This window comes from Pseudomonas sp. TE6288 (assembly GCF_054062095.1).
Genome location: NZ_JBSSEW010000030.1, coordinates 17,595 through 44,546, shown reverse-complemented (window position 1 = coordinate 44,546; position 26,952 = coordinate 17,595). Strand labels below are relative to the sequence as shown.

Genomic DNA, 26,952 nt, shown 5'->3' with positions numbered 1-26,952 from the left:
GTACCGCACGGCCCCGTCTCTTGAAGAACGGGGCCGGCGGCGCGCAGCTAGTTGATTAGATGTCCAGCAGCAGGCGAGACGGATCTTCCAGCAGGTTCTTGATGGTCACCAGGAAGGTTACCGCTTCCTTGCCGTCGATCAGGCGGTGGTCGTAGGACAGCGCCAGGTACATCATTGGGCGGATCACCACTTGGCCATTGATGGCCATCGGGCGCTGGATGATGTTGTGCATGCCCAGGATCGCGGCCTGCGGCGGGTTGACGATCGGGGTCGACATCATCGAGCCGAAGGTACCACCGTTGGTGATGGTGAAGGTACCGCCAGTCATTTCTTCGATGGCCAGCTTGCCGTCACGGGCCTTCTTGCCGAAGGTAGCGATGCCGTTCTCGATTTCCGCCAGGCTCATCGACTCGGCGTTGCGCAGTACCGGTACCACCAGGCCACGGTCGCTGGAAACAGCGACGCCAACGTCTGCATAACCGTGGTAGACGATGTCGTTGCCGTCGATCGAGGCGTTGACCGCCGGGAAGCGCTTCAGCGCCTCGGTGGCGGCCTTGACGAAGAACGACATGAAGCCCAGGCGCACGCCGTTGTGGGTCTTCTCGAACAGGTCCTTGTACTTCGAACGCAGGGCCATGACTTCGGTCATGTCGACTTCGTTGAAGGTGGTCAGCATCGCCATGTTCGACTGGGCTTCGACCAGACGCTCGGCGATCTTGGCGCGCAGGCGGGTCATCGGCACACGCTTCTCGGTACGGTCGCCAGCGGCGACGACGACCGGAGCAGCGGCGGCGGCAGCGGCCGGCTTGGCAGCTGGAGCCGGAGCCGACTTTTTGTTGGCGACGGCGGCGACGACGTCTTCCTTGGTGATGCGACCGCCCTTGCCGGTGCCGGCAACGGTAGCCAGGTCGATACCGTTCTCTTCAGCCAGCTTGCGCGCGGCAGGTGCGGCAACCGGGTCGTCTTCGCCAGCGTCGGCGGCGGCAGCAGCGGCTGGAGCGGCAGCGGCTGGGGCGGCAGCTGGAGCAGCGGCGGCAGCGCCGCCTTCCACGATCGAGCCCAGCACTTCGTCGGACAGGACGGTATCGCCCTCGCCCTTGACGATGGCGCCCAGCACGCCGTCGGCGGTGGCCAGGACTTCCAGTACGACTTTGTCGGTTTCGATGTCGACGATCAGCTCGTCACGCTTGACGGCGTCGCCCGGCTGCTTGTGCCAGGTGGCAACGGTGCCATCGGCAACCGATTCCGGGAAGGTTGGGGCTTTGATCTCGATAGCCATTATCTGTGTTTCCTTAAATTCGGTTTCAGGTGCGCGAAGGCGTTAGACAGTGAACGCGTCTTGCAGCAGTTTTTCCTGCTGTTCGGCGTGCTTCGATGCGTAACCACAGGCTGGCGCGGCGGACGCGTCGCGGCCGGCGTATTCCAGGACCAGTGCCTTGTTGTGGCGGCCCAGGATACGGCGCATGTGGTGCTGGCTGCTGTACCAGGCGCCCTGGTTCATCGGCTCTTCCTGACACCACACTGCATGCTTGAGGTTGGTGTAAGGCGCCAGGATTTCGACCAGGTCGTCCTCAGGGAACGGATACAGCTGTTCGATACGCACGATGGCGATGTCTTCACGGCCTTCGGCACGGCGTTTTTCCAGCAGGTCGTAGTAGACCTTGCCGCCGCACAGGACCAGGCGTTCGACCTTGGCCGGATCGAGGGTATCGATTTCCGGGATCACGGTCTGGAACGAGCCTTCGGCCAGGTCTTCCAGGGTCGAGATGGCCAGCTTGTGGCGCAGCAGCGACTTCGGCGTCAGCACGACCAACGGCTTGCGCAGCGGGCGGATGACCTGGCGACGCAGCAGGTGGTAGATCTGTGCTGGAGTGGTCGGCACGCACACCTGGATGTTGTGCTCGGCGCACAGCTGCAGGTAACGCTCCAGACGCGCGGAGGAGTGCTCCGGGCCCTGCCCTTCATAACCGTGTGGCAGCAGCATGGTCAGACCGCACAGACGGCCCCACTTGTGCTCGCCGCTGGTGATGAACTGGTCGATCACCACTTGCGCGCCGTTGGCGAAGTCGCCGAACTGGGCTTCCCAGATCACCAGCGCGTTCGGCGTGGTGGTCGAGTAGCCGTATTCGAAAGCCAGTACCGCTTCTTCCGAAAGGAAGGAGTCGTACAGGTCGAAGCGCGGCTGGCCCGGGAACAGGTTCTTCAGCGGGACGTAGGTGCTGGCGTCCTTCTGGTTGTGCAGCACCGCGTGACGGTGCGAGAAGGTGCCACGGCCGATGTCCTGGCCGGTCATGCGGATCGGGTGACCCTCGAACTGCAGGGTGGCGTAGGCCATGGTCTCGGCGTAACCCCAGTTGATCGGCAAGCCGCCGGCTTGCATCTTCTGGCGGTCTTCGTAGATCTTCGCGACCTGACGCTGGACGACGAAGCCCTCTGGCAGTTCCAGCAGCTTGGCCGACAGTTCCTGCAGGGTCTTGAGGTCGAAGCGGGTGTCGTGACGCGCGGTCCAGGCATGGCCCAGGTAGGGGCGCCAGTCGACGAACAGCTCGCGGTTCGGCTCCTTGACCAGGCTCTTGACGACGTGCAGGCCGTTGTCCAGGGCGTTGCGGTACTCGTCGATCTTGGCCTGGGCGCGTTCGGCATCGATGCGGCCGGCACTGATCAGTTGCTCAGCGTACAGCTCACGTGTGGTGCGCTGCTTGCTGATCTGCTGGTACATCAGCGGCTGGGTGCCGTTCGGCTCGTCGGCCTCGTTGTGGCCACGGCGGCGGTAGCAGACCAGGTCGATGACCACGTCACGCTTGAACTGCATGCGGTAATCGATGGCCAGCTGGGTGACGAACATCACCGCTTCCGGATCGTCGCCGTTCACGTGCAGGATCGGTGCCTGGATCATCTTGGCAACGTCGGTGGCGTACTCGGTGGAGCGCGCGTCCAGCGGGTTGCTGATGGTGAAGCCGACCTGGTTATTGATCACGATGTGCACGGTGCCGCCGGTCTTGAAACCGCGGGTCTGCGACATCTGGAAGGTTTCCATGACCACGCCCTGGCCGGCGAACGCCGCGTCGCCGTGGATCGAGATCGGCAGGACCTTGTCGCCAACGCTGTCGTTGCGGCGATCCTGGCGGGCGCGAACCGAACCTTCAACCACTGGCGAGACGATTTCCAGGTGGGAGGGGTTGAACGCCATGGCCAGGTGAACTTCGCCACCAGGGGTCATCACGTTGGAGGAGAAGCCCTGGTGATACTTCACGTCACCGGAGCCCAGCTCGTTCATCTTCTTGCCTTCGAACTCGTCGAACAGCTCGCGCGGGTTCTTGCCGAAGGTGTTGACGAGCACGTTCAGGCGGCCACGGTGGGCCATGCCGATCACGACTTCCTTGGTACCGTAGGAACCGGAGCGCTGGATCATTTCGTCCAGCATCGGGATCAGGCTCTCGCCGCCTTCCAGGCCGAAGCGCTTGGTGCCCGGGTACTTGGTGCCCAGGTACTTCTCCAGGCCCTCACCGGCCGTGACGCGCTCGAGCAGGTGCGCCTGCACATCGGCGGAGAATTCCGGACGGCCACGCACGCTTTCCAGGCGCTGCTGGAACCAGCTGCGCTGCTCGGAATCGACGATGTGGGTGAATTCGGCACCAATGGTGCGACAATATGTCTTCTCGAGCGCCTCGAAGATTTCGCGTAGGCTCGCTTCCTCTTTGCCGATGAACAGGTCGCCGGCACGGAAGGTCGTATCAAGATCGGCATTGGTCAAGCCGTAATGATTGATCGACAGGTCTACGGGCGCAGGACGCTGCCACAACCCCAACGGGTCGAGCTTGGCAGCCTGATGGCCGCGCATACGATAGGCCTGGATCAGTCGCAGCACTTCAACCTGCTTCTTCTCGTGCTCTGTGCTCACGCTCCCGGCTGAAACCGGTTGGGCGCGGCGCTGGTTCTTTGCCAGCAATACGAAATGGTCGCGGATCGTCGAGTGCGATACATCGGTAGCGGTGCTGCCGTCGGCGGGCAACTTCTGGAAGTAGGTGCGCCACTCTTCTGGCACAGCGTTAGGGTCGTGCAGGTAGAGCTCATAAAGCTCTTCCACATATGCAGCGTTACCACCTGAAAGGTGGGCGCTTTCCCACATGCGCTGCATCACGCTTTCTTGCATGCTTGGTCACCCTCGGTTAGGGGACTGATCGGCGAGAGCCACAGCAAACCTGGAAAAGTCCGAACACAGCGACTGAACCACGCCACCTGGATCCTGCTGATTTTCCGGGTACCAGCCCGGAAGCCCCTGCTGGTCTCATATCTTCATAGGTAATGAGCGCGGGCTTTGTGGGCCCTTGCTCGGGTTTTACCTCAGTGCGGGCTCACCACCCGCACCTCGGCTTACTGCAGGTACAACGTTTTGAATCAGGTGCCGCTCTGCAGCAGCATGTTACGTACGTGGCCGATAGCCTTGGTCGGGTTCAGACCCTTCGGGCAAACGTTCACGCAGTTCATGATCCCGCGGCAGCGGAATACGCTGAACGGGTCATCCAGGGACGCCAGGCGCTCCTGAGTCTTGGTGTCACGGCTGTCGGCCAGGAAGCGATAGGCCTGCAGCAATGCGGCGGGGCCCAGGAACTTGTCCGGGTTCCACCAGAACGATGGGCAGGAGGTCGAGCAGCAAGCGCACAGGATGCACTCGTACAGACCGTCCAGCTTGTCGCGGTCTTCCGGCGACTGCAGACGCTCGATGGCCGGAGCCGGCGTGTCGTTCTGCAGGAACGGCTTCACCTTCTCGTACTGCTTGTAGAAGATGCTCATATCGACCACCAGGTCACGAATGACCGGCAGGCCAGGCAGCGGGCGCAGCACCAGCTTGTTGCCCTTGACCACGCCCGACAGCGGGGTGATGCAGGCCAGGCCGTTCTTGCCGTTCATGTTCATGCCATCGGAACCGCACACGCCTTCACGGCAGGAGCGACGGTACGAGAAGCCCTCGTCCTTTTCCTTGATCAGTGCCAGCACGTCCAGAACCATCAGGTCCTTGCCGCCGGTATCGACGTCGAACGACTCCATCTTGGGCGCCGAGTCGGTGTCGGGGTTGTAGCGATAAACTTCGACTTTCAACATAGCAGCCACCCTTAGTAAGTCCGGACTTTTGGTTCGAAGGCAGGAACTGTCTTCGGCGCAAAGTTGACGCCGCGCTTGGCAACGCGCTTCTCACCCGGGTAGTACAGGGTGTGGCACAGCCAGTTCTCGTCGTCACGGTCTTCGAAGTCTTCACGGGCGTGCGCGCCGCGGGACTCTTTACGGGCTTCGGCCGCGATGGCGGTAGCTTCGGCGACTTCCAGCAGGTTCTGCAGCTCCAGCGCTTCGATACGCGCGGTGTTGAAGGCCTGGGACTTGTCGTTGATCTTGACGTTGGCGATGCGGTCACGCAGGCCAGCCAACTGCTCGATACCCTTCTGCATGTATTCGCCGGTACGGAATACACCGAAGTAGTTCTGCATGCAGCTCTGCAGCTCGCGCTTCAGGCTTGCCACGTCTTCGCCACTGGTACGCTCGTTGAGCTTGTTCAGGCGGTTCAGGGCAACATCGACGTCGGTGTCGCTGGCATCGCGGTACTCGACGCCTTCGGTCAGCGCCTTTTCCAGGTGCAGGCCGGCGGCACGACCGAATACAACCAGGTCGAGCAGCGAGTTGCCGCCCAGGCGGTTGGCGCCATGGACCGACACACAGGCCACTTCACCCACGGCGAACAGACCCGGAATGATGTGGTCCTTGCCTTCGGCGTCCATGGTGATGGCCTGGCCATGAATGTTGGTGGCAACGCCGCCCATCATGTAATGGCAGGTCGGCACGACCGGAACCGGGGCGACCACCGGGTCGACGTGGGCGAAGGTCTTGGACAGCTCGCAAATACCTGGCAGGCGGCTGTGCAGCACTTCCTCGCCCAGGTGATCCAGCTTCAGCAGCACGTGGTCCTTGTTCGGGCCCACGCCGTTACCGGCGATGATTTCCTTGACCATGGAGCGGGCGACCACGTCGCGGCCGGCCAGGTCTTTCGCGTTCGGCGCGTAACGCTCCATGAAGCGCTCGCCGTGGGCGTTGATCAGGTAGCCACCTTCACCGCGGCAACCTTCGGTGACCAGTACACCGGCGCCGGCGATGCCGGTCGGGTGGAACTGCCACATCTCGATATCCTGCACCGGCACGCCGGCACGCAGGGCCATGCCGATACCGTCACCGGTATTGATCAGGGCGTTGGTGGTGGAGGCGTAGATACGGCCAGCACCGCCAGTCGCCAGCACGGTGGCCTTGGACTTGATGTACATGGTTTCGCCGGTTTCGATGCAGATCGCGATCACACCGACGAACGCGCCGTCCTGGTTCTTCACCAGGTCAACGGCGTAGTACTCGTTGAGGAAGGTGGTGCCTGCCTTCAGGTTGCCCTGGTACAGGGTGTGCAGCAGCGCGTGACCGGTACGGTCGGAGGCTGCGCAGGTACGGGCAGCCTGGCCGCCCTTGCCGAAGTCCTTGGACTGGCCACCGAACGGACGCTGGTAGATACGACCGGTTTCGGTACGCGAGAACGGCAGGCCCATGTGGTCCAGCTCGAAGACCGCGGCCGGGCCTTCCTGACACATGTATTCGATAGCGTCCTGGTCACCGATGTAGTCGGAACCCTTGACGGTATCGTACATGTGCCAGCGCCAGTCGTCGTTCGGGTCGGCCGAAGCGATGGCGCAGGTGATGCCGCCCTGGGCGGAAACGGTATGCGAACGAGTCGGGAACACCTTGGTGACTACAGCGGTCTTGTGGCCGCCTTGAGCCAGTTGCAGCGCTGCGCGCATGCCCGCGCCGCCGCCACCGATGATGATGGCGTCGAAGGAAATGGTTGGAATGTTAGCCATGAATCAGATACCCCAGAGAATCTGCACACCCCAGACGAAGTAAGCGAACATCGCAACGCCGCATACCGCCTGGAACAGGAAACGAATCGCAGTCGCCGACTTGCCGAACGCCATCGGCGTCAGGTAGTCGGTGGCAATGGTCCACATGCCGACCCAGGCGTGGGCGCCCAGGGCAACGAGGGCCAGCAGACTGAAGATGCGCATCGCGTTGTTGGTGAACAGAGCGTGCCACTGGGCGTAGTCGATGCCCGGGTGGGCGGCGAGGTAGCCGATCAGGAAAATGAAGTAAGCCGCGAGAACGACCGCCGAGACGCGCTGCGCCATCCAGTCGTAGAGGCCCGAACGCGACAGGTTCGTGACGTTAGTTACCATACCCAAACTCCTGCCAGAACGATCAGCACCACGGAGATGACGATCACGATTTTCGAGCCCAGCTTGCCGCCTTCCAGCGTCTCACCGACACCCATGTCCATGATCAGGTGGCGCACACCTGCCACGAGGTGGTACAGCAGGCCGGACAGCAGGCCCCAGGTCACCAGTTTGGCCAGCGGACTGGTCAGACACGCCTTCACCTCGGCAAAGCCTTCCTCCGAACCCAGCGACTTGCCCAGTGCGTACAGCATGATGGCAAGGCCGAGGAAGAGGATGACGCCGGAAATACGGTGAAGAATGGACGTGTACGCGGTGATCGGGAGTTTGATGGTCCTTAGGTCTAGGTTTACAGGTCGTTGGCTTTTCACGGCTTTTTTCACACTGAAGAGCCCCTAGCTAACAGGGCAAAGTTGTTGGTAAGTGTACTGGTCAGGTACCCACCACCCAGGAGAGCGACGACACCCAGCAGGGCGGGCTTGAAAGCCCCTGGGAGTCGGCTGCCGAGTATAGACAGTTAGGCTGCTTATGACAACGTGAGGGGCTAGCCCAAATAGCGCATTGCCTTTAAGGGACAAAAGGCGTAAACGGGCGAGAATTTCGTGAAAAATCAGGCCTCAGAGGGCGTTTCAACCAGCCTTTAGGCAAATTGACATTCGAATTTATCCCTCTATAGTGGTGCGGGCCCTGCGTGGGGGGTCTGTCTGATGATTTCAAGCATTAATAGGAGGCCACATGGCTGACAAAAAAGCGCAGTTGATCATCGAGGGCGCTGCCCCCGTCGAGCTGCCCATTTTAACCGGCACCGTTGGTCCCGATGTTATCGACGTCCGCGGGTTGGGGGCATCAGGCCACTTCACCTTCGACCCTGGTTTCATGGCGACCGCCTCGTGCGAGTCGAAGATCACCTACATCGATGGCGACAAGGGCGTGCTGCTGCACCGCGGCTACCCGATCGAACAGCTCGCCGAACAGTCGGACTACCTCGAGACCTGCTACCTGCTGCTCAACGGCGAACTGCCGAATGCCGAGCAGAAGGCCCAGTTCGTCAGCACCGTGAAGAACCACACCATGGTTCACGAGCAGCTGAAGTCGTTCTTCAACGGATTCCGCCGCGACGCCCACCCCATGGCAGTGATGTGCGGCGTGGTCGGCGCCCTGTCGGCGTTCTATCACGACTCGCTGGACATCAATAACCCGCAGCACCGCGAAATCTCCGCGGTACGCCTGGTCGCGAAAATGCCGACCCTGGCCGCGATGGTCTACAAGTACTCCATGGGCCAACCCATGATGTACCCGCGCAATGACCTGTCGTACGCGGAAAACTTCCTGCACATGATGTTCAACACCCCGTGCGAGATCAAACCGATCAGCCCGGTGCTGGCCAAGGCGATGGACCGGATCTTCATCCTCCACGCCGACCACGAGCAGAACGCCTCCACCTCCACCGTACGCCTGGCGGGCTCCTCGGGCGCCAACCCGTTCGCCTGTATCGCCGCCGGCATCGCCGCACTGTGGGGCCCGGCCCACGGCGGTGCGAACGAAGCCGTACTGACCATGCTCGATGAAATCGGCGACGTCTCGAACATCGACAAGTTCATCGCCAAGGCCAAGGACAAGAACGATCCGTTCAAGCTCATGGGCTTCGGTCACCGCGTGTACAAGAACCGCGACCCGCGCGCCACCGTGATGAAGAAGACCTGCGACGAAGTGCTCAGCGAGCTGGGCATCAAGAACGACCCGCAACTGGAACTGGCCATGCGCCTGGAAGAGATCGCCCTGACCGATCCGTACTTCGTCGAGCGCTCGCTGTACCCGAACGTCGACTTCTACTCGGGCATCATCCTCAAGGCCATCGGTATTCCGACCAGCATGTTCACCGTGATCTTCGCCCTGGCGCGGACCGTCGGCTGGATCTCGCACTGGAAGGAAATGCTCTCCAGCCCGTACAAGATCGGCCGCCCGCGCCAGCTGTACACCGGCTACGAGCAGCGTGACATCGTCGAGCTGAAAGACCGCAAGTAAGCCTTTTCGGCCGAACGCAAAAAGGCTGCCCTCGGGCAGCCTTTCTTGTTTCTGCGTTACCGGCGCCGATCACTGTTTCTCGGCACGCTCCTTCAACCCCTTCAGGGTATTGAACGGTGCATCCACCACGAACTTGTTGGCCAGCCAGGACGGCACGCTGCCACCTGGCTCGGTGTGCACCTGGTAGGTCACCTCGGTGCTGTCACCCTTGGGCACCAGCTTCCAGAAGCCCTCTACCTGGGCAACGCGCACGAAGCCCTTTTCCTCCGGCAGATACTTCGGCTGTTCCTCAAGCTTGCGGGTCAGGCTGCCATCGGCCTCCTGGACTGTGGTCACATGCAGGACGGAATCGCGTGGCGTCACCGGCCATGGCGTATTGAACTGGGTGTAGGTCCAGCTCTGGTCGCCCTCGCTCTTGAGCAGTTTCTGCGACTTGCACTCGTGGATCCAGGCGCAGGCCCCCGCCACGTCCTCCTGCAGCGCCTTGACCTTGGCCAGCGGTGCATTGATCACGGTCACGCCACGGTAGGCCTTGTACTTGGAACCGGCCACCTCGCTGAGGGACACCTTGATCCCCTCCTCGTCCTTGGCCACCTGCCAGTTCTCGGCCCAAGCCGTCGGTGCCAGCACGACACCCATGCCACACAGCAGTGCAATACGCTTGATCGATCTCATCATCTTGTTCCTTGTTGTCGAGGATCCAACCTGTCACGCCGCCGTCATCTGCTCCAGCCACCCGATGATGCGGATGGCCTCGTCACGATCGTTGCCACAGATGTCCGCTTCCGCCTTGAAGCCGCCACACACTTTGGGCCGCTCGGGCTTGCCGAACAGCGCACAGAGGTTTTCGACATTCAGGTGCAGGCAGCGTTCGCCGGCCGGCTTGCCCTGCGGCATGCCGGGGATAGGTGAACTGATGGACGGGGCGATGCAGCAGGCACCGCAGCCCTCGCGGCATTTCATGACAACAGGACTCCCAGGAGCAAAACGGGACGAACGTCCCTGGATACTAACCGCTCAAACATATGTTTGAAATTGCCGAGCGAATGAAAAAGACGGTGACCCGGCAGTCAGTTGCGGAATTCGAAATCGATCGCCGCGCCGTCGACGTCGCGCCGACTGTCGTTGCGCAACTGCAGCTGCATTTCGTTGCTGATCAGCCGGCCGTTGAGCTGGAACGGGCTGCTGTCGGATTCCGGCTTGGTGGGGAACATCGACGGCAGCAGAGGTTTGCGCACCACCGGCCCGTCACCCAGGTCCGGCTCGAGGTGCCTGACCATTTCACTCGGCAGGCTCAGGTCGATCTTCTGCTTGGGTAGCGATTTGGCGACAGCCTTGCTGACAGGCTTGGCCTTCACCTTGGGCTTGACCTTTGGTTTGGCCTTGGGCTTGGCTGCAGCCTTGGCCGGCGACTTGTGCACCCCCTGCGCCTTGGTTGCAGGCTCGGCAGCCTGCACCGCTCCGGCCGGCAGCCAGGGCAACGCGCAACACAGGGCAATGACAAGAGGACGAAACAGGTTCATGGGTACCGGGAGCGTAAGCTGCAAAACGCGTATGCTCCCTGTTCCCCGCTCATCTGACAAGCCTACAAAAGTGAACCTGTCGGCTCGCGGCACAATTGCTGGGCCAGCAGCCCCAGGGTCATCACCGCGCGCTCCGCCTCGCGGTTCCAGGGAATACCGCAATTGAGCCGGATACAGTGGTTGAACTGCTCCGTGTTACTGAAGATCAGCCCCGGCGCGATGCTGATCCCCTGTTCCAGCGCCCGCACATGCAGCTCCTGGGTATTGACTCGCCCTGGCAGGCTGACCCAAAGAATGAAGCCGCCGGTGGGCCGGGTCATCTGCGTGCCTTCGGGGAAGTGCTGCTGCACCGCCAGCTGGTAGGCACTGAGGTTCTTGCGATACTCCTGGCGAATGTAGCGCAGGTGGCGATCGTAGCCGCCGTTCTCCAGGTAGGCGGCCACCGCCATCTGCGTGACACTGCAGGCCGAGTGTGTAGTGAAGGTCTGCAGGCGCTGGATCTCGTCCTGGTAGCGCCCGGCGATCATCCAGCCGACCCGCACCCCTGGCGACAGGGTCTTGGAGAAGCTCGAGCAGTAGATCACCCGGTCGAGGCGATCGAACGCCTTGAGCGCCTTGGTGCGCCCCTGCTCGAACATCAGCTCACCGTAGATATCATCCTCGACGATCTGTATGTCGAAGTCCGAGGCCAGGCGCAGCAACTGCTTCTGCCGCTCCTCGGGGATGGTGCCGCCCAAGGGATTGCTCAAGCGCGCCGTCAGTACCAGCGCCTTGATCGACCACTGGTTGGCTGCCAGTTGCAGGGCTTCCAGGCTGATACCGGTAGAGGGATCGCTGGGAATCTCGATGACCTTGAGCCCCAGCAGGTCGGCCAGCTGCAGCAGGCCATAGTAAGTGGGCGACTCGGCCGCAATCAGGTCGCCCGGTCGGGTCAGCACCCGCAGCGCCATCTGCAGGGCATCGACGCAGCCGTGGGTCACCACCACCTCACGCGGATCGACCAGCACGCCGGCATCACGCATGCGAATGGCGATCTGCCGGCGCAGCGGTTCGAAACCCGGGCTGAACATGTAGCTGAAGGCACGCGGGCTGTGGAAGCGCGTCACCTTGGCCAATTGCTGGTGCAGGGCACGCACGGGCAGGTAGTCCACATGCGGCACCGCGGCGCCGAATGGGAAAACCCCATCGCGCCGCGCCTCGACCAGCACTTGCTGGATGATGCTTGCCCGGGTGACCAGGCCCGGGCGCTCGACCCGCGCGATATCCGGGGTCTGCGCCGTCAACGCAGGGGTCTGGTGGACGTAGTAGCCGGACTGCGGCCGGGCACGGATCAGGCCCTGGTCCTCGAGATTGGCGTACGCCTGCAGCACGGTGGCATGGCTGACATTGAGCTGCGCGCTCATCTTGCGCACCGACGGCACCCGCTCCCCCGGCTGGTAGACACCCCGGCGGATGTCATCGGCCAGTTGCTGGGCAATGCGCTGGTACAGCAGCAGGTTGGTCATGGCGTGTTCTCGAAGCGCTGACGGGTCATTGTTCTTGTGTGGCTCACTGCGGGGCCAGAATACCGTAACAGTTACGAAGTGTACTGGGACAGATCGGAGAATAGCCAACAATACAGTTACGTGACAGAGAAGTAATAGCCGACAACGTCGGCGCGCCGACGAACGCTCAAATCACCTTTGATTCTGCCGTTGCCGTTGCCGTTGCCGTTGCCGTTGCCGATCAGGAGTCTAGCGCCATACCCAGCTAGCGACAGCTGCGTCAGCCCAGGCGCCGCCCGTAACTTCGCGACTTCAGGAGGCCGAACGCAGGTCTTGCGGAGGGAGGTGACGGGCATGGATGCCCGTCAAGCGCTGCGCCCCAGGATGGGGCGTTCAGCGCGGTCCTCCCGGGAGCAAGGCCGGAGTGAGGGAACCCGGAGCGAAGCGGAGGGCCGGATGAATGGAGCGCAGCGTTTTTTGGTTACTTTTTGTCGCGTTTGACAAAAAGTGACTCGCCGGGTGGCGAAAGGGTGAATATGCGTCAGTATAGCCAATGAATGCGTTTACAACTGTAAAAACCCACGCCAATCGCATTTGACTTTGACTTTGACTTTGACTTTGACTTTGACTTTGACTTACACAGTGTGTGTTTTTAAAGCTATATGCGCATTCATTTGCGATGGTGACGCATAATCACCTTTCCGCCCTTACGGCGGGTCCCTTTTTGAAGGATCAAAAAGGAACCAAAAAATCCTCGCTCCATTCATCCGGCCCCTACGCTTCGCTCCGGGGTCCCCTCACTCCGGCCTTGCTCCCGGGAGGACCGCGCTGAACGCCCCATCCTGGGGCGCAGCGCTTGACGGGCATCCATGCCCGTCACCTCCCTCCGCAAGACCTGCGCTCGGCCTCCTGAAGTCGCAATTTGTGTCGCCTGAACTATCGCGCACTTAGAAGCAAAAGCAGAGCAAGAGCAAGAGCAAGAGCAAGAGCAAGAGCAAAACTTGGAGATTTATCGATTGAAAATAAGACAATGCACCGACGCACCGAAATACAACCTGAATTCGCATGCAACTTCAAACCAACACTAACTACCACTCGCCAATCAACAAGAACATCAAACTTAAGTCAAGACAACAACTCCCCCTCAACCCGATCCCTCCCCCCCTGCTTGGCCACATATACCCCAGCATCCGCCCGCAACAACAACGCATCCGCCCCCTCCCCCGCCCGCCACCCCGCCACCCCGAAACTCGCCGTGACCCGCCCAACGCCCTCCACCGGCACACTGCGCAAACCCTGCCACAACTCCTGCGCCAGCATCCGCGCCTGCTCGGCATTACTCCCGGGGCACAGCACCATGAACTCCTCCCCGCCCAAGCGGCAGAACACATCGGTGCGCCGCAGCCGATGCGCGATCCGCTGGCACAGATTGCGCAGCACATGATCCCCGACCGCATGCCCGAACTGATCGTTGATACGCTTGAAATGGTCGATATCCAGCATGATCACCGCCAGGTCCAGACCTTCGCGCTGGGCCCGATCCAGTTCGTTGCGCAGCCGCTCCTGGAAATAGCGTCGGTTGTAGATGCCGGTCAGGGCGTCGGTCACCGACAATGCGCGTAACTCTTCCTCGACCCGCTTGAGATCCGAGATGTCCGTCAGGTAGCCATGCCACAGCGTGCTGCCATGCTCGCCGATCTCCGGCGTAGCCTCCCCACGCACCCAGCGCAGCCCCGCTTGCGGCAGGCACACCCGATACTCCTCGCGCCACGGCGCAAGATGCTCGGCGGAATACCGCACCGAGCGTCGCACCCGCTCCAGGTCGTCAGGGTGAATACGCTCGAACACCGCCGTGGCATCCTCGCGCAGCACCGCCAGGTCAACCTCGTAGATGTCGTGTAGACCTTGGCTGGCGTAGGGAAAACAGGAATGGCCATCGGCATCCAGGCGGTACTGGTAGATCCCGCCCGGCACCTCGGCGCTGAGTTTCTCCAGCAACCGATCGCGGGCCGCCAGGGCTTCGTGCACCCGGCGCCTCTCGGTGACATCGATGCAGATCGCCAGGTAACCCACCCACAAGCCCTGCTCGTCCAGCACCGCCGTCACCAGCATGTTGGCCAGCAGATGGCTACCGTCCTTGCGTACCAGCGTCCAGTCCGCCGGCTGCGCGCCACCCTCCTGCACCGTTTCGGCGAACATCGCCTGGCCGGCGCCGACCTCGCGGCCAAAGCGCACGCTCAAGGCATGGGCACGCTGGTGCAGCTCTTCGGGCAACACCAGGTCCTCCAGCCGCAGCTGGCCCAGCGCTTCGCCGGCCGAGTAGCCCAGCATGCGTTCGGCGCCGGCATTGAACGTGCCGATCACTCCGCGCAGGCTGGTGGCGATGATCGCGACCTGGGTCGCGGCATCGAGCACGCTGCGCAACTGGTTGTGAGTCTCGCGCAACGACTGCTCGCTGACACGCAACTCGGCGGTGCGCCGGGCCACCAGGCCCAGGGCACGCTGGCGCTGGCTGAACAGGCTGTAAAGCAGCAGCGCCAGCAATATGCTCAGCAGGCCACCAAGCAATGCCACGACTGACACCGCAGACGACCGGTTGGCCAACAGAAAGCCCTGGCTGGGGCGAATATCGAGCTGGTAGTGATGGTCGGCCAGGTGCAGCAGGTGACTGCTGGCAAGGCCCATGCGCGCCGGCTGCATGCCCGAGTCGAACAGCACCTCGTGACCACCCTCGGTGGACAGATCGAGGATGCGCACCACCAGGTTGTCATCGGCCACGGTCGGCAGGCTCTCGGCTATCAACTGGTGCAGGCTGAGCAACGCCATCACATAACCTCGGGGCAACTCGCTCGCCGGCGCATCATCGGCGAACACCGGAGCGACCATCAGCAGGCCGCGGGTGTAGGCCGGCTCGACATTGATCATGTCCAGCGGCGCAGACACCGCCATGCTGCCAGGGCCCGGGGCCCGGGCCAGGGTCGCGGCGCGCAGCGCCTGCCCGCCCAGGTCGAAACCATAGGGCTGGGCCTGCCGGCTCGCCGCCTGGGTGTACAGGACCGGGTAGTAGTGATCACGCATCGCTGCCGCCTGCCAACGCCCCTGGGCGTCCAGGTCGCGGATCTGGTAAGGCTGCCCCAGCAAGGCGCTGGCCTGCTGTTCGAACGCCGCGCGCTGCCCGGACGCTACCCGAGGCGCCCAGGAGTAGGCCTGAGTGCGATGCAGCAACGGGCGGGCATAGCCATCGAACTCGTAGGGTGTGATTTCACTGGAGTAGGCGAAAAAGCGGCGCAGGCCGTCCAGGCGCTGCTCCTGCTCCTCGAAGCGTTCGGCGATGCGGCTGTAGCGTTCACTGGCCAGCAGTTCGAAACGCTGGCGCAGTTGCTGCTTGAAGAAGGTCTGCGTGGCAATGGCCAGCGCGGCCGTGAGCAGCACCCCGGCGACCAGCGCCGCCAGGGCCACGCCCCAGGCCGACAGCTCGTCACCGAACAGGCCAAGCGGCTTCGCAGGTACGCCTGGGTTCGACATAGAGGACTCTCAGCAACGTCAGCGTCCTGCGTATTGTCCCGCCCTGTCCTGCTTTATAGCCGCTGGCCAGTGGCCACGCCATGTACCTCGTCGGCTCAGCGCAAACGCAGCTGCCAGGCGCGATGGATGCGGTTGTTGCGAGCGAAGTCAGGGTCCAGGGTCTGGGCGCTGATTTCCTCCACCGCATACCGCGTCGCCAGGTGCTCGTCGAGCTGGAACTTGCGGAAGTTGTTGGAGAAGTACAGCACACCACCCGGCGCCAGGCGCGCCATGGCCAGGTCGAGCAGTTGCACATGGTCGCGCTGCACGTCGAACACCCCTTCCATGCGCTTGGAGTTGGAGAAGGTCGGCGGGTCGATGAAGATCAGGTCGTAGCTGTCCTGGGCGTTCTCCAGCCAGGCCATGACGTCGCCCTGCTCCAGGCGGTTGCGCTCGGAGAAACCGTTGAGCGACAGGTTGCGCCGTGCCCAGTCCAGATAGGTCTTCGACAGGTCGACGCTGGTGGTGCTGCGCGCGCCGCCCTTGGCTGCGTGCACGCTGGCCGTGGCGGTGTAGCAGAACAGGTTGAGGAAGCGCTTGCCCGCCGCCTCGCGCTGGATACGCAGGCGCATCGGGCGGTGGTCGAGGAACAGGCCGGTGTCGAGGTAGTCGGTGAGGTTGACCAGCAGCTTGACGCCGCCCTCGCTGACTTCCTGAAAGCGTCCTTCGGTGGCCTGGCGTTCGTACTGGCGGGTGCCGGTCTGGCGCTCCCGGCGCTTGAGCACCACGCGCTGCGGATCGACGCCAAGGGCCTGCGGAATCGCGGTCAACGCGTCGAGCAGGCGTGCCTGGGCCTTGTCCGGGTCGATCGAGCGCGGCGCGGCATACTCCTGCACGTGCACCCAGTCGTGGTACAGGTCGACAGCCAAGGCGTACTCGGGCATGTCGGCATCGTACACGCGGTAGCAATCGACCTGCTCGCGGCGGGCCCACTTGCCCAGCTGCTTGAAGTTCTTCTGCAGGCGGTTGGCGAACATCTGCGCGCCTTCCGACAGGCGCGCCGGCTCGCTGGCCACCGGCGCCTGGCGGCGCGGCTCGCCCTCACCCGCGTCGGCCTGGGTCTGAGCCTGACGACGATCGCCAGTGACGAACTGGTCGGGCTGGACCTTGAACAGCAACAGCTTGCACGGCAATGCGCCGTTCCAGAAAGCGTATTGCTTGTGGCTGCGGATACCCATGCGCTTGCCCAGCTCCGGCGCGCCGGTGAACACCGCCGCGTCCCAGCCCATGCATGCCTGGCGCAGGCGCTCGCCGAGGTTCTGGTAGAGGTACAGCAGGCTGGCCTCATCGCCCAGGCGCTCGCCATAGGGTGGGTTGCTGATCACCAGGCCCTTCTGGTTCTGGTCTGGGCGCGGCTCGAAGCTGGCCACCTCTCCCTGATAGATCTTCACCCAGTCGCCCAGGCCTGCACGCTCGACGTTGTTGCGCCCCGGCTGGATCAGCCGAGGGTCGGCCTCGTAGCCACGAATCCACAACGGTGGCTTGGCCAGGCCCACTTGGGCACGGGCCTGGGCCTCGTCGTGCAGCTTGCGCCACAGCGCCGGTACGTGCCCGAGCCAGGCCGTGAAGCCCCAGCGCTCGCGCTTGAGGTTGGGGGCGATGTCGGCGGCGATCATCGCCGCCTCGACCAGGAAGGTGCCCACACCGCACATCGGGTCAGCCAGGGCGCCGCCCTCGGCCGCAATGCGTGGCCAGCCCGAGCGGATCAGCACCGCCGCTGCCAGGTTTTCCTTCAATGGCGCCGCGCCCTGCTGCAGGCGATAGCCGCGCTGGTGCAGGCTGTGGCCGGACAGGTCGAGGGACAGAATCGCCTCGCCACGGTCCAGGCGCAGGTGCACCCGCAGGTCCGGGTCGAGCTTGTCCACCGACGGGCGCAGGCCTTCGCGGTTGCGCAGTTTGTCGACAATGGCGTCCTTCACTTTCAGGGCGCCGAAGTGAGTGTTGTCGATACCCGAGCCATGGCCGCTGAACTCCACTGCCAGCGTGCCGTCGGCCGCCAGGTGGTCAGCCCAGTCGAGCGCATGCACGCCGTCATAGAGGTCGTCGGCGTTCTTCATCGAGAAACGCTTGAGCACCAGTAGCACCCGGTTGGCCAGGCGCGACCACAGGCACAGGCGGTAGGCGGTTTCCATGTCGGCCGAGCCGCGAATGGCCGAGGTGTGTTCACGCACCTCGGTCAGGCCCAGTTGGCTGGCCTCTTCGGCGAGCAGGCCTTCAAGGCCCTTGGGGCAGGTGAGATAAAGTTCGAAACGGTCCGACATGTGTAATCCAGAGCCTTTGGCTAGGTAAATGGCAAGCCGACGCATCGGCTGCCGCTGTTTGCCCGCGCACCTTTCCAGCAGGCGCCCGGGTGGCCTTGCGAAGCGATCGCAAGACCTGGCCGCTCGGCAGACCAATGCCTCACGCAGAAGCGAAAGAGGCTTTGATCGTCGGGCAGTGTGAAAATTTCGTGGACCCAGGGTTCAGATGTGACCCTTCGTCGCATTACCAATTATTACTGTCATCATCGAGCAACGCTGGCCAATTGACGTCAACGTTGACTAAACCCTGATCATAGCGGGCCCAACGGCAAACAAGGTTGAGTCGCATTTATTTACTTATCCCCTCACCCTCGGAAAGGTTACGTCCTTATGACAAATCGATCATTCACACTGTGACTCGCATTCGTTAGAACTGATCTCAGGCCGCACCGCAACGGGGCGGCACTTTCAGCCCGCGACGCCGGCAGCGGGCGCAAACCGGCAGAACGATTCTGCCCGGCCTCGGAGAGGCCGACGGGACATTACAGTCAACAAGTGAGGGCAACACCCTATGAGAAGACTTAAGCGTGATCCGTTGGAAAGAGCATATTCACGTGGCTACCAGTATGGAGTCACCGGCAAATCCCGCGAACTTTGCCCCTTCAATCTACCCTCTGTACGCCAAGCCTGGATCAACGGCTGGCGCGAAGGTCGCGGCGATAACTGGGATGGCATGACCGGCACCGCTGGCATTCATAGACTCAACGAAAATCACGCCGTTGGCTGAACGAGGACACTGAATTCGAGTCACCATGCGCGCCCTATCCGGGCGGCGGGCTGCGGCCCAGGGGCCCCTTTGAAGGGGCCCTTTTTTATGCACCTTATTTTCTCGCCACATCTTCTATACAGCGTGGGAGCGGCTCATTTCATGGTTTCGGCATCGCCGCAATCGCATCCACCGCTTCACGAATCAACGCCGGGCCTTTGTAGATGAAGCCCGAATAGATCTGCACCAGGCTAGCCCCAGCGGCGATCTTCTCAGCCGCGTGGCGCCCCTCGGTAATACCGCCAGCGGCGATGATCGGCAGCTTGCCGCCCAGCTCGCCCGCCAGCACCTTCACCGTGTGCGTGCTCTTTTGCAGTACCGGCGCACCCGACAGGCCGCCCGCCTCGCCACCGAACGGCAGGCCTTCGACACCTTCGCGGCCCAGGGTGGTATTGGTGGCGATCACCGCGTCCATGCCCGACTCGCGCAGCGCCGCGGCCACCAGCGCGGTCTCTTCGTCGCTCATGTCCGGTGCAATCTTGATCGCCAATGGCACGCGCTTGCCGTTGGCCGTGGCCAGCTGTTCACGGCGCTCGGCCAGGGCATCGAGCAGTTGCTTGAGCGAGTCGCCGAACTGCAGCGAACGCAGGCCCGGGGTATTCGGCGAGCTGACGTTGACGGTGATGTAGCTGGCGTCGTTGTAGACCTTTTCCAGACAGATCAGGTAGTCGTCCTGGGCCCGCTCGACCGGGGTGTCGAAGTTCTTGCCGATGTTGATGCCCAGTACCCCGGTGTACTTCGAGGCGCGCACACGTGCCAGCAAGTGGTCGACACCGAGGTTGTTGAAGCCCATGCGGTTGATGATGGCCGTGGCTTCAGGCAGGCGGAACAGCCGCGGCTTGGGGTTGCCCGGCTGCGGGCGCGGCGTCACGGTGCCGATCTCGACGAAGCCGAAACCCAGCTGGGCGAAACCGTCGATGGCCGCGCCGTTCTTGTCCAGGCCTGCGGCCAGGCCGACCGGGTTGGCGAAGTTCAAGCCCATCACCGTCACCGGCAACGCCGCTGGCTGCTTGCACAGCAGACCATTGAGCCCCAGGCGGCCACCAGCGCCGATCAGGTCCAGCGAGAGGTCGTGGGAGGTTTCCGGGGAGAGCTTGAACAGCAGCTGGCGGGCCAGGGTATACATGGGCGGGCGGACTCGCGGTGTGTGAGGGGGCGATTATAGCCAGCGCGCCGCCGGGGCGACAGGGCCATGGCACATGGGTTGCTATGTCTGTTGCATGCCGCTCTATTGCGAACGCTCGAGGAACTCCGTGAACACACCCCTCCCGACAACGCCCCTGGCCTGGGTCAACGGCAGCGACGCGCCGGAAAAACCCAGCCTGGACATCGGCTTCATGGCCTTGACCGACTGCGCCTCGGTAGTGGTTGCCGCCACCCAGGGCTTCGCCCAGCCATTCGGCCTGACCTTAAACCTGCGCCGCCAGGCCTCCTGGGCCGGGCTGCGCGACAAGCTGGTCAGCGGCGAACTCGACGCCGCCCACTGCCTGTACGGGCTGGTATACGCCGTGCACCTCGGTATCGGCGGCGTGCCCGCCAGCCCCCTGGCCGTGCTTATGGGCCTGAACCAGAACGCCCAGGCCATCAACCTCTCCCCCGCGCTGCAGCGCAAGGGCGTGACCAACCCCGAGGCACTGGCGCGGCTGGTGCACCAGCAAGGCGCACGGCTGACCTTCGCCCAGACCTTTCCCACCGGCACCCATGCCCTATGGCTGTACTACTGGCTGGCCAGCCAGGGGATTCACCCATTGCGTGACGTCAGCAGCGTGGTGGTGCCCCCAGCGCAGATGACCGCCCACCTGCAGGCCGGACGTATCGACGGCTTCTGCGTCGGCGAACCCTGGTCGGCGGACGCGCTCGTCAAGGGCCAGGGCTTCACCCTGGCCACCAGCCAGTCGATCTGGCCCGATCACCCGGAAAAGGTCCTGGCCTGCGCCCGGGGTTTCGTCGAACAGTACCCCAACAGCGCCCGGGCACTGATCCAGTCGGTACTCGCCGCCGCGCGCTTCATCGAGCAGAGCCAGGAGAACCGCCGCAGCACCGCGCAACTGCTCAGCGGCAGCGCCTACCTTGACACCCCCGTCGACAGCATCGAGCCGCGCCTGCTCGGCGACTACCAGGATGGCCTCGGCCATCGCTGGCACGACCCCCATGGCCTGCGCCTGTTCGACCAGGGCCGGGCCAACCTGCCCTACCTGTCCGACGGCATGTGGTTCATGACCCAGTTCCGCCGCTGGGGCCTGCTGCGTGACGACCCGGACTACCTCGGGGTCGCCCGCCAGGTGCAACAGCTGGCCCTTTACCGCGAGGCTGCCTCGGCACTGGGCGTGCCCTGCGCCGACCTACCCATGCGCAGCAGCCTGCTGCTCGACGGCCGCCGCTGGGACGGCAGCGACCCCCATGGCTATGCGCGCAGCTTCCCCCTGCACGCCCTGGACGCGGCGCCTGATGCCCGCGCCAGTCATTGAGGGGACGAGCATGCTGCGTATCCTGCTGATCGACGACACCGAAAAGAAAGTCGGTCGTCTCAAGGCCGCCCTGATCGAGGCCGGCTTCGAAGTGATCGAGGCCGGCAACCTGAGCATCGATCTGCCCGCCTGTGTCGAAACGGTGCACCCGGACGTGGTGCTGATCGATACCGAGTCACCTGGCCGCGATGTGATGGAGCAGGTGGTGCTGGTCAGCCGCGATCGCCCCCGTCCGATCGTGCTGTTCACCGACGAGCACGCCCCCGACGTGATGCGCCAGGCGATCCAGGCTGGAGTCAGCGCCTACATCGTCGAGGGTATCCAGGCCACGCGCCTGCAGCCGATCCTCGACGTAGCCATGGCCCGTTTCGAAAGCGACCAGGCGCTGAAGGCGCAATTGCTGGCCCGCGACCAGCAACTGGCCGAGCGCAAGCGCATCGAACAAGCAAAGGGGCTGCTGATGAAAATGAAGGACTGCAACGAGGAAGCGGCTTACACCCTGATGCGCCGCCAAGCCATGAGCCGCCAGCAGAAGCTGATCCAGGTGGCGGAGCAGATCATCGCCATGTCGGAGATGCTGGGCTAGTTGCAATGACCCGCAGACCTTGGCCCGTCTCTTGCTCATGGAACACCAGGTAGCCAACGGCGGTTGCCCCCCAGACCCCGACAAAGACGTCGCTCCCCGCCACTCATCCGTGGACCGGGCAGCGGCGTCTTTTCGTTTTCCGCCCTGTGTTGTGCGCCCCACGAGGTGTCCGATGAATACGAGCTTCTGGAAATCCGGGCATGTGCCCACCCTGTTCGCCGCCTTCCTGTATTTCGACCTGAGCTTCATGGTCTGGTACCTGCTCGGCCCGATGGCGGTGCAGATTGCCGCCGACCTGCAACTGACCGCACAGCAACGCGGCCTGATGGTGGCCACGCCGATCCTGGCCGGGGCGCTGCTGCGCTTTGCCATGGGCGTGCTGGTCGATCGCCTGTCGCCCAAGACCGCCGGGCTGATCGGCCAGGTGGTGGTGATCGTCGCCCTGGCCTGCGCCTGGCAGCTGGGCGTGCGCAGCTACGAACAAGCCTTGCTGCTGGGTGTGTTCCTGGGTTTTGCCGGGGCCTCGTTCGCCGTGTCCCTGCCGCTGGCCTCGCAGTGGTACCCGCCGCAGCACCAGGGCAAGGCCATGGGCATCGCCGGTGCCGGCAACTCCGGCACGGTGTTCGCCGCCCTGCTGGCGCCGGCGTTGGCCGCCGCCTTCGGCTGGAACAATGTGTTCGGCTTTGCCCTGCTGCCGCTGCTGCTGACCCTGGTGCTGTTCGCCTGGCTGGCCCGCAATGCCCCGCAACGGCCCAAGCCCAAGGCCATGGCCGACTACCTCAAGGCCCTTGGCGACCGCGACAGCTGGTGGTTCATGTTCTTCTACAGTGTCACCTTCGGCGGCTTCATCGGCCTGGCCAGCGCCCTGCCTGGCTATTTCAGCGACCAGTACGGCCTGAGCCCGGTGACCGCCGGCTACTACACCGCCGCCTGTGTGTTCGCCGGCAGTCTCATGCGCCCGCTCGGCGGCGCCCTGGCCGACCGCTTCGGCGGCATCCGCACCCTGCTGGCGATGTACAGCGTGGCCGCCGTGTGCATCGCGGCGGTGGGCTTCAACCTGCCCAGCGCGGCGGCGGCCCTGGCGTTGTTCGTCAGCGCCATGCTCGGGCTGGGTGCGGGCAATGGCGCGGTGTTCCAGCTGGTGCCGCAGCGCTTCCGCCAGGAGATCGGCGTGATGACCGGGCTGATCGGCATGGCCGGCGGCATCGGCGGCTTCCTCCTCGCTGCGGGCCTTGGCACCATCAAGCAGCACACCGGCGATTACCAGCTCGGCCTATGGCTGTTCGCCAGCCTCGGCCTGCTGGCCTGGTTCGGCCTGCATGGCGTCAAGCAGCGCTGGCGCACCACCTGGGGCTCGGCCGCAGTCACCGCAGCGCGGGTCTGAGGCGCCGCCATGAGCCTGCTACTGAGCTTCGCCCAGGCCAGCGCCACAGGCCCGCGCACGGAAAACCAGGACGCCCTGCGCCTGGTCACCCCGGTACCGGAACTCGCGGCCAGCAAGGGCTATCTGTGCGCGCTGGCCGACGGCGTCAGCCAGTGCGCCGACGGCGGCCTGGCAGCGCGCGCCAGCTTGCAGGCCCTGGCCCTGGACTACTACGCCACGCCCGCCACCTGGAGCGTGGCCCAGGCCCTGGACCGTCTGCTGGTGGCGCAAAACCGCTGGCTGCGCGCCCAAGGCAATGGCCAGCCGCTGCTCACCACCCTCAGCGCCCTGGTGCTGCGCGGGCGACGCTTCACCCTCGCCCACGTCGGCGACTGCCGGGTGTACCGCTGGCAGGACGACCAGCTGCAATGCCTGAGTGAAGACCATGTGTGGGACCAGCCCGGCATGCAGCACGTGCTCAAGCGCGCGCTGGGGCTGGACCAGCAGTTGTTGGTGGACTATCTGGAGGGCGATCTTCACGAAGGCGAGTGCTTCGTGCTACTCAGCGACGGCGTGTGGGCCAGCCTGGGCGATGCGCATATCCAGTCGATCCTGCGCGAACACCGCGACCTGCAGGAAGCCGCCGATACCCTCGTGGCCAGCGCCCACCATTGCGGCAGCCAGGACAATGCCAGCGCCTTGCTGGTACGAGTCGACCAGCTGGGCGCGAGCAACCTGGGCGACACCCTGGCGCAGCTCAAGCAGTGGCCGCTGCCAGCCGCTTTGCGTGAAGGCCAGATGATCGATGGCTGGCAGGTCGACGGTTTGCTCGCCCAGAGCAGGCAAGCGCTGCTCTACCGCACCCGTGATCCGCAAGGCCGGCCCTGGTTGCTCAAGACCCTGCCCCCGGCCCGCGACAACGAGCCCGGGGCCGCCCAGACCTTGCTCATGGAAGAGTGGTTCCTGCGCCGGGTCGCCGGCCGCCACTTCCCCGAAGTGCACCCGGCCAGCCAGCGCCAGCACCTGTACTACCTGATGCGCGAATACCCGGGCACGACCCTCGCCAGCCTGCTCGTGGCGGGCGGCCCGCTGCCCCTGGCGCAATGGCTGGAAATGGCGCGCCAGCTGCTGCAGGCTGTCGGCGCACTGCACCGGCGCAACCTGCTGCACCGTGACATCAAGCCGGAAAACCTTCACTTGGGCGAAGATGGCCAGTTGCGCCTGCTCGACTTCGGGCTGGCGTACTGCCCGGGGCTTTCCGAAGACCCGCCCCACGCCTTGCCAGGCACGCCTTCGTTCCTTGCTCCGGAAGCCTACGACGGCCTGCCCCCTGCGCCGCGCCAGGACCTCTATGCCGTGGGCGTCACGCTTTACCAGCTGCTCACCGGCCACTACCCCTACGGCGAAGTCGAGGCGTTCCAACGGCTACGCTTCGGTACGCCAGTGAACCCGGCGCGCTACCGCCCGGATGTGCCGGAGTGGCTGCAGCACAACCTATTGCAGGCGGTGGCGGCGGATCCGGCGCAACGCTTCGAGACCGCCGAACAGTGGTTGCTGTTGCTGGAGCGGGGGGACCGCCAGGAACTGGACGAGCGACCACGGCCACTGCTGGAGCGTGAGCCACTGAAGGTATGGCGCACGATTGGCTTGCTGTCGCTGCTGTTGAACATGGTGCTGTTGCTGGTTCTGCTCAAGCACTGAGCACGCGACCATCCACGCCCCATCGCCCCTAAAAAATCGCGGACAAAGAAAAACCCGGCCGAGGCCGGGTTTTTCGTGAAGCGTCAAACCAATTACTTGGCCTGGGCTTCTACCTGAGCTTCTACGCGACGGTTGACGGCGCGGCCAGCTTCGGTGGCGTTGTCGGCGACCGGACGGGTCTCACCGTAGCCAACCGAGTCAACACGGCTCGATTCAACACCGTACTGCTGGGTCAGGACCTGCTTGACAGCGCTGGCACGACGCTCGGACAGCTTCTGGTTGTAAGCGTCTGGGCCGACGGAGTCAGTGTGACCTTCCACGGTAGTGGTGGTCTGTGGGTACTGCTTCATGAAGTCAGCCAGGTTCTTGATGTCGCCGTAGCTGTTTGGCTTGACGACCGACTTGTCGAAGTCGAACTTGACGTCCAGCTCAACGCGAACGACTTCGGCAACAGCCGGGCAGCCATCAGCGTCAACGGTAACGTTGGCCGGGGTGTCAGGGCACTTGTCGACGTTGTCGCAGACGCCATCGTTGTCGCTGTCGGAGCAGACTTCGGCAACTGGAGCAGGCGCAGGAGCGGCTTTCTGGCCACCGCTGCCACCGAAGTTCAGACCCAGACCAACGGTCGGACCCCACTCGGTGTTGCCGTTGTCGATGTTGTACATGGCTTCGACGCCGGCACGGGCGAAGAACATGTCGGTGATGTACCACTTGGCGCCAGCGCCAACGTTGGCGAAGGTGGAGTGGTCACGGCCGCTACGAGTGGCCTGGCCCAGGCTCTCGTGAGCGAAACCGGCGGAAACGTACGGACGCAGTGCATCGCCTACGGTACCGAAGTGGTAGGTAGCGTCGAGCTTGGTCTTGGAGCCTTTGATGTCTTTGTTGAAGACTTCACCACGAGCGTTGTGGGTCTCGTTGTAGCCCAGGTCCAGGGAGACGTCGTCGGTCAGGAAGTAACCGAGGCGAACACCTGGATTGGTGCCGGTGTTCTTGAAGTTACGTTCGCTGTCGTAGAACTGCTTGGTAACGTTACCTTCGATTTCGACTGCGCCTTGGCCTTGAGCCAGAGCGCCGAGCGAAGTCACGGCCACGAGCGAGCCAATGGCCAAGCCCAAGGTGTTTTTCAATTTCATCCGTTAAATCCCCATCTGGTGATAGTTAAGCAGTCCCACCAACATCCGGGGGACAACTCGACGGCAAGTCTAGCAGAACTTGCCGGTTGGTTAGAGGTATTTGCAGGCCACTAAGTTTCAGCCACGCCTGCAAATTTCTCTCTAAGCTTGTCGAGCGCACGCTTGTAGCGCATTTTCGTGGCGCTCAGGCCCATGTGCATGATGTCCGCGATCTCCTGGAATTCCAGCTCCGCGACAAAGCGCAGCACCAGGATTTCCCGGTCGATCGGGTTCACATGTACCAGCCATTTATCCAGCCCGCCTTTTTCTTCCGGCTTCGGTGCCTTGTCCTCGGACGCCTCTTCGACAGGGTCCAGGCTCAGCGCATCCATCAGCCGGCGCTTGCGACGCTCCTTGCGGTACTGGGTGATGCATTCGTTGTAGGTGATGCTGTAGAGCCAGGTCTTGAACTTGGACTTGCCCTCGAAGTTCTTCAACCCGTAGAGCACCTTGAGCATCACCTCCTGACAGACATCGTCGGCATCCCGATCGTTCCCCAGGTAGCGCGCACAGACGTTGAACAGCGTGCGCTGGTAGCGCCGCATGAGTTCCTCATAGGCGCGGGTGACATGAAACAGCTCCTCATGCGAACGCGCCACCAACTCCTCGTCGGTGAGCTCGCGGGGGTCATAGCGCATGGGCGGCGAATGAACTTTATTCAAAACGGATCTGGCCGACAGTCAGGTCAATGTCGCCGCTCGGCCCCGTGGGCCGATTTTTGCGGCGGCATACATTAACAGCTTT

General features: G+C 63.4%; 21 protein-coding genes. 6 read left to right on the top strand and 15 right to left on the bottom strand.

Annotated features, from left to right (window positions below; genetic code table 11):
• Positions 1 to 55 precede the first annotated feature (55 nt).
• The 6 genes from odhB to sdhC all read right to left on the bottom strand — a co-directional run bounded on the left by odhB (position 56) and on the right by sdhC (position 7,639).
• Positions 56 to 1,279, bottom strand: a complete 1,224-nt coding sequence (gene odhB, locus ACVWY1_RS24255; RefSeq protein ID WP_102684707.1) for a 2-oxoglutarate dehydrogenase complex dihydrolipoyllysine-residue succinyltransferase — start codon at positions 1,277 to 1,279, stop codon at positions 56 to 58.
• Between the two features lie 42 nt (positions 1,280 to 1,321).
• The gene (locus tag ACVWY1_RS24250) at positions 1,322 to 4,153 is read right to left on the bottom strand and encodes a 2-oxoglutarate dehydrogenase E1 component (RefSeq protein ID WP_102684706.1); all 2,832 of its coding nucleotides are present in this window, start codon (positions 4,151 to 4,153) and stop codon (positions 1,322 to 1,324) included.
• Between the two features lie 245 nt (positions 4,154 to 4,398).
• Positions 4,399 to 5,103 (bottom strand): succinate dehydrogenase iron-sulfur subunit, encoded by a 705-nt coding sequence (locus ACVWY1_RS24245; RefSeq protein WP_012315348.1) that lies wholly within the window; start codon positions 5,101 to 5,103, stop codon positions 4,399 to 4,401.
• 11 nt (positions 5,104 to 5,114) lie between these two features.
• Positions 5,115 to 6,887, bottom strand: a complete 1,773-nt coding sequence (gene sdhA / locus ACVWY1_RS24240; RefSeq protein ID WP_023628895.1) for a succinate dehydrogenase flavoprotein subunit — start codon at positions 6,885 to 6,887, stop codon at positions 5,115 to 5,117.
• A 3-nt stretch (positions 6,888 to 6,890) separates the two neighbouring features.
• Positions 6,891 to 7,259: a succinate dehydrogenase, hydrophobic membrane anchor protein gene (gene sdhD / locus ACVWY1_RS24235; RefSeq protein WP_023628896.1), complete on the bottom strand. Its 369-nt coding sequence runs from the start codon at positions 7,257 to 7,259 to the stop codon at positions 6,891 to 6,893.
• Positions 7,253 to 7,639, bottom strand: coding sequence for a succinate dehydrogenase, cytochrome b556 subunit (gene sdhC, locus ACVWY1_RS24230; protein WP_023628897.1), 387 nt, complete (start codon positions 7,637 to 7,639; stop codon positions 7,253 to 7,255). Before sdhC ends, sdhD begins: the two co-directional genes overlap by 7 nt.
• 352 nt (positions 7,640 to 7,991) lie before the next feature.
• Between sdhC and gltA the strand changes: the two genes are divergently transcribed.
• The gene (gene gltA, locus ACVWY1_RS24225; protein ID WP_046854764.1) at positions 7,992 to 9,281 is read left to right on the top strand and encodes a citrate synthase; all 1,290 of its coding nucleotides are present in this window, start codon (positions 7,992 to 7,994) and stop codon (positions 9,279 to 9,281) included.
• A gap of 69 nt (positions 9,282 to 9,350) precedes the next feature.
• Here gltA and ACVWY1_RS24220 read toward each other — a convergent pair whose 3' ends face one another.
• From ACVWY1_RS24220 to rlmKL, 6 genes are all read right to left on the bottom strand, one after another.
• Complete coding sequence (locus tag ACVWY1_RS24220) at positions 9,351 to 9,956, bottom strand: START domain-containing protein (RefSeq protein WP_277505098.1); 606 nt, start codon at positions 9,954 to 9,956, stop codon at positions 9,351 to 9,353.
• Positions 9,957 to 9,989: 33 nt separating this feature from the next.
• On the bottom strand, positions 9,990 to 10,244 hold the full coding sequence (locus ACVWY1_RS24215; protein WP_110704461.1) for a YkgJ family cysteine cluster protein: 255 nt from the start codon (positions 10,242 to 10,244) through the stop codon (positions 9,990 to 9,992).
• Positions 10,245 to 10,351: 107 nt separating this feature from the next.
• Entirely contained in the window at positions 10,352 to 10,804 is a 453-nt protein-coding gene (locus ACVWY1_RS24210; RefSeq protein WP_277505099.1) for a hypothetical protein, read from the bottom strand.
• Between the two features lie 62 nt (positions 10,805 to 10,866).
• Entirely contained in the window at positions 10,867 to 12,309 is a 1,443-nt protein-coding gene (locus tag ACVWY1_RS24205; protein ID WP_038706507.1) for an aminotransferase-like domain-containing protein, read from the bottom strand.
• A gap of 1,104 nt (positions 12,310 to 13,413) precedes the next feature.
• Positions 13,414 to 15,813 carry a sensor domain-containing diguanylate cyclase gene (locus ACVWY1_RS24200; RefSeq protein ID WP_277505104.1) on the bottom strand — a complete coding sequence of 800 codons (2,400 nt, stop codon included), beginning with the start codon at positions 15,811 to 15,813 and terminating at the stop codon, positions 13,414 to 13,416.
• Positions 15,814 to 15,908: 95 nt separating this feature from the next.
• Complete coding sequence (gene rlmKL, locus ACVWY1_RS24195) at positions 15,909 to 18,113, bottom strand: bifunctional 23S rRNA (guanine(2069)-N(7))-methyltransferase RlmK/23S rRNA (guanine(2445)-N(2))-methyltransferase RlmL (protein WP_457378853.1); 2,205 nt, start codon at positions 18,111 to 18,113, stop codon at positions 15,909 to 15,911.
• A gap of 550 nt (positions 18,114 to 18,663) precedes the next feature.
• On the opposite strand from rlmKL, the gene rmf reads away from it, so the two are divergent.
• Entirely contained in the window at positions 18,664 to 18,879 is a 216-nt protein-coding gene (gene rmf / locus ACVWY1_RS24190) for a ribosome modulation factor (RefSeq protein ID WP_003248687.1), read from the top strand.
• A gap of 139 nt (positions 18,880 to 19,018) precedes the next feature.
• Here the strand turns inward: rmf and ACVWY1_RS24185 are convergent, their stop codons facing one another.
• Positions 19,019 to 20,044: a quinone-dependent dihydroorotate dehydrogenase gene (locus ACVWY1_RS24185; protein ID WP_102682737.1), complete on the bottom strand. Its 1,026-nt coding sequence runs from the start codon at positions 20,042 to 20,044 to the stop codon at positions 19,019 to 19,021.
• A 94-nt stretch (positions 20,045 to 20,138) separates the two neighbouring features.
• On the opposite strand from ACVWY1_RS24185, the gene ACVWY1_RS24180 reads away from it, so the two are divergent.
• The 4 genes from ACVWY1_RS24180 (at position 20,139) to ACVWY1_RS24165 (ending at position 25,036) form a co-directional block, all read left to right on the top strand.
• Positions 20,139 to 21,386 carry a CmpA/NrtA family ABC transporter substrate-binding protein gene (locus ACVWY1_RS24180; RefSeq protein WP_457378852.1) on the top strand — a complete coding sequence of 416 codons (1,248 nt, stop codon included), beginning with the start codon at positions 20,139 to 20,141 and terminating at the stop codon, positions 21,384 to 21,386.
• Positions 21,387 to 21,396: 10 nt separating this feature from the next.
• Complete coding sequence (locus tag ACVWY1_RS24175; protein ID WP_457378851.1) at positions 21,397 to 21,972, top strand: ANTAR domain-containing response regulator; 576 nt, start codon at positions 21,397 to 21,399, stop codon at positions 21,970 to 21,972.
• 172 nt (positions 21,973 to 22,144) lie between these two features.
• Positions 22,145 to 23,356, top strand: a complete 1,212-nt coding sequence (locus tag ACVWY1_RS24170) for a nitrate/nitrite transporter (RefSeq protein ID WP_110704511.1) — start codon at positions 22,145 to 22,147, stop codon at positions 23,354 to 23,356.
• A 9-nt stretch (positions 23,357 to 23,365) separates the two neighbouring features.
• Positions 23,366 to 25,036: a protein kinase domain-containing protein gene (locus ACVWY1_RS24165; protein ID WP_457378850.1), complete on the top strand. Its 1,671-nt coding sequence runs from the start codon at positions 23,366 to 23,368 to the stop codon at positions 25,034 to 25,036.
• 92 nt (positions 25,037 to 25,128) lie between these two features.
• On the opposite strand, the gene ACVWY1_RS24160 is transcribed toward ACVWY1_RS24165, so the two are convergent.
• Positions 25,129 to 26,169, bottom strand: coding sequence for an OmpA family protein (locus ACVWY1_RS24160; RefSeq protein ID WP_046854751.1), 1,041 nt, complete (start codon positions 26,167 to 26,169; stop codon positions 25,129 to 25,131).
• Between the two features lie 110 nt (positions 26,170 to 26,279).
• Positions 26,280 to 26,846, bottom strand: a complete 567-nt coding sequence (gene sigX, locus ACVWY1_RS24155; RefSeq protein ID WP_046854750.1) for an RNA polymerase sigma factor SigX — start codon at positions 26,844 to 26,846, stop codon at positions 26,280 to 26,282.
• Positions 26,847 to 26,952 lie beyond the last annotated feature (106 nt).

Coding starts and splice junctions, on each gene's coding strand:
- odhB (WP_102684707.1), bottom strand. CDS start 1,279: ATGGCTATCGAGATCAAAGCCCCAACCTTCCCGGAATCGGTTGCCGAT.
- ACVWY1_RS24250 (WP_102684706.1), bottom strand. CDS start 4,153: ATGCAAGAAAGCGTGATGCAGCGCATGTGGGAAAGCGCCCACCTTTCA.
- ACVWY1_RS24245 (WP_012315348.1), bottom strand. CDS start 5,103: ATGTTGAAAGTCGAAGTTTATCGCTACAACCCCGACACCGACTCGGCG.
- sdhA (WP_023628895.1), bottom strand. CDS start 6,887: ATGGCTAACATTCCAACCATTTCCTTCGACGCCATCATCATCGGTGGC.
- sdhD (WP_023628896.1), bottom strand. CDS start 7,259: ATGGTAACTAACGTCACGAACCTGTCGCGTTCGGGCCTCTACGACTGG.
- gltA (WP_046854764.1), top strand. CDS start 7,992: ATGGCTGACAAAAAAGCGCAGTTGATCATCGAGGGCGCTGCCCCCGTC.
- ACVWY1_RS24220 (WP_277505098.1), bottom strand. CDS start 9,956: ATGAGATCGATCAAGCGTATTGCACTGCTGTGTGGCATGGGTGTCGTG.
- ACVWY1_RS24215 (WP_110704461.1), bottom strand. CDS start 10,244: ATGAAATGCCGCGAGGGCTGCGGTGCCTGCTGCATCGCCCCGTCCATC.
- ACVWY1_RS24210 (WP_277505099.1), bottom strand. CDS start 10,804: ATGAACCTGTTTCGTCCTCTTGTCATTGCCCTGTGTTGCGCGTTGCCC.
- ACVWY1_RS24205 (WP_038706507.1), bottom strand. CDS start 12,309: ATGACCAACCTGCTGCTGTACCAGCGCATTGCCCAGCAACTGGCCGAT.
- ACVWY1_RS24200 (WP_277505104.1), bottom strand. CDS start 15,813: ATGTCGAACCCAGGCGTACCTGCGAAGCCGCTTGGCCTGTTCGGTGAC.
- rlmKL (WP_457378853.1), bottom strand. CDS start 18,113: ATGTCGGACCGTTTCGAACTTTATCTCACCTGCCCCAAGGGCCTTGAA.
- rmf (WP_003248687.1), top strand. CDS start 18,664: ATGAGAAGACTTAAGCGTGATCCGTTGGAAAGAGCATATTCACGTGGC.
- ACVWY1_RS24185 (WP_102682737.1), bottom strand. CDS start 20,044: ATGTATACCCTGGCCCGCCAGCTGCTGTTCAAGCTCTCCCCGGAAACC.
- ACVWY1_RS24180 (WP_457378852.1), top strand. CDS start 20,139: ATGCCGCTCTATTGCGAACGCTCGAGGAACTCCGTGAACACACCCCTC.
- ACVWY1_RS24175 (WP_457378851.1), top strand. CDS start 21,397: ATGCTGCGTATCCTGCTGATCGACGACACCGAAAAGAAAGTCGGTCGT.
- ACVWY1_RS24170 (WP_110704511.1), top strand. CDS start 22,145: ATGAATACGAGCTTCTGGAAATCCGGGCATGTGCCCACCCTGTTCGCC.
- ACVWY1_RS24165 (WP_457378850.1), top strand. CDS start 23,366: ATGAGCCTGCTACTGAGCTTCGCCCAGGCCAGCGCCACAGGCCCGCGC.
- ACVWY1_RS24160 (WP_046854751.1), bottom strand. CDS start 26,169: ATGAAATTGAAAAACACCTTGGGCTTGGCCATTGGCTCGCTCGTGGCC.
- sigX (WP_046854750.1), bottom strand. CDS start 26,846: ATGCGCTATGACCCCCGCGAGCTCACCGACGAGGAGTTGGTGGCGCGT.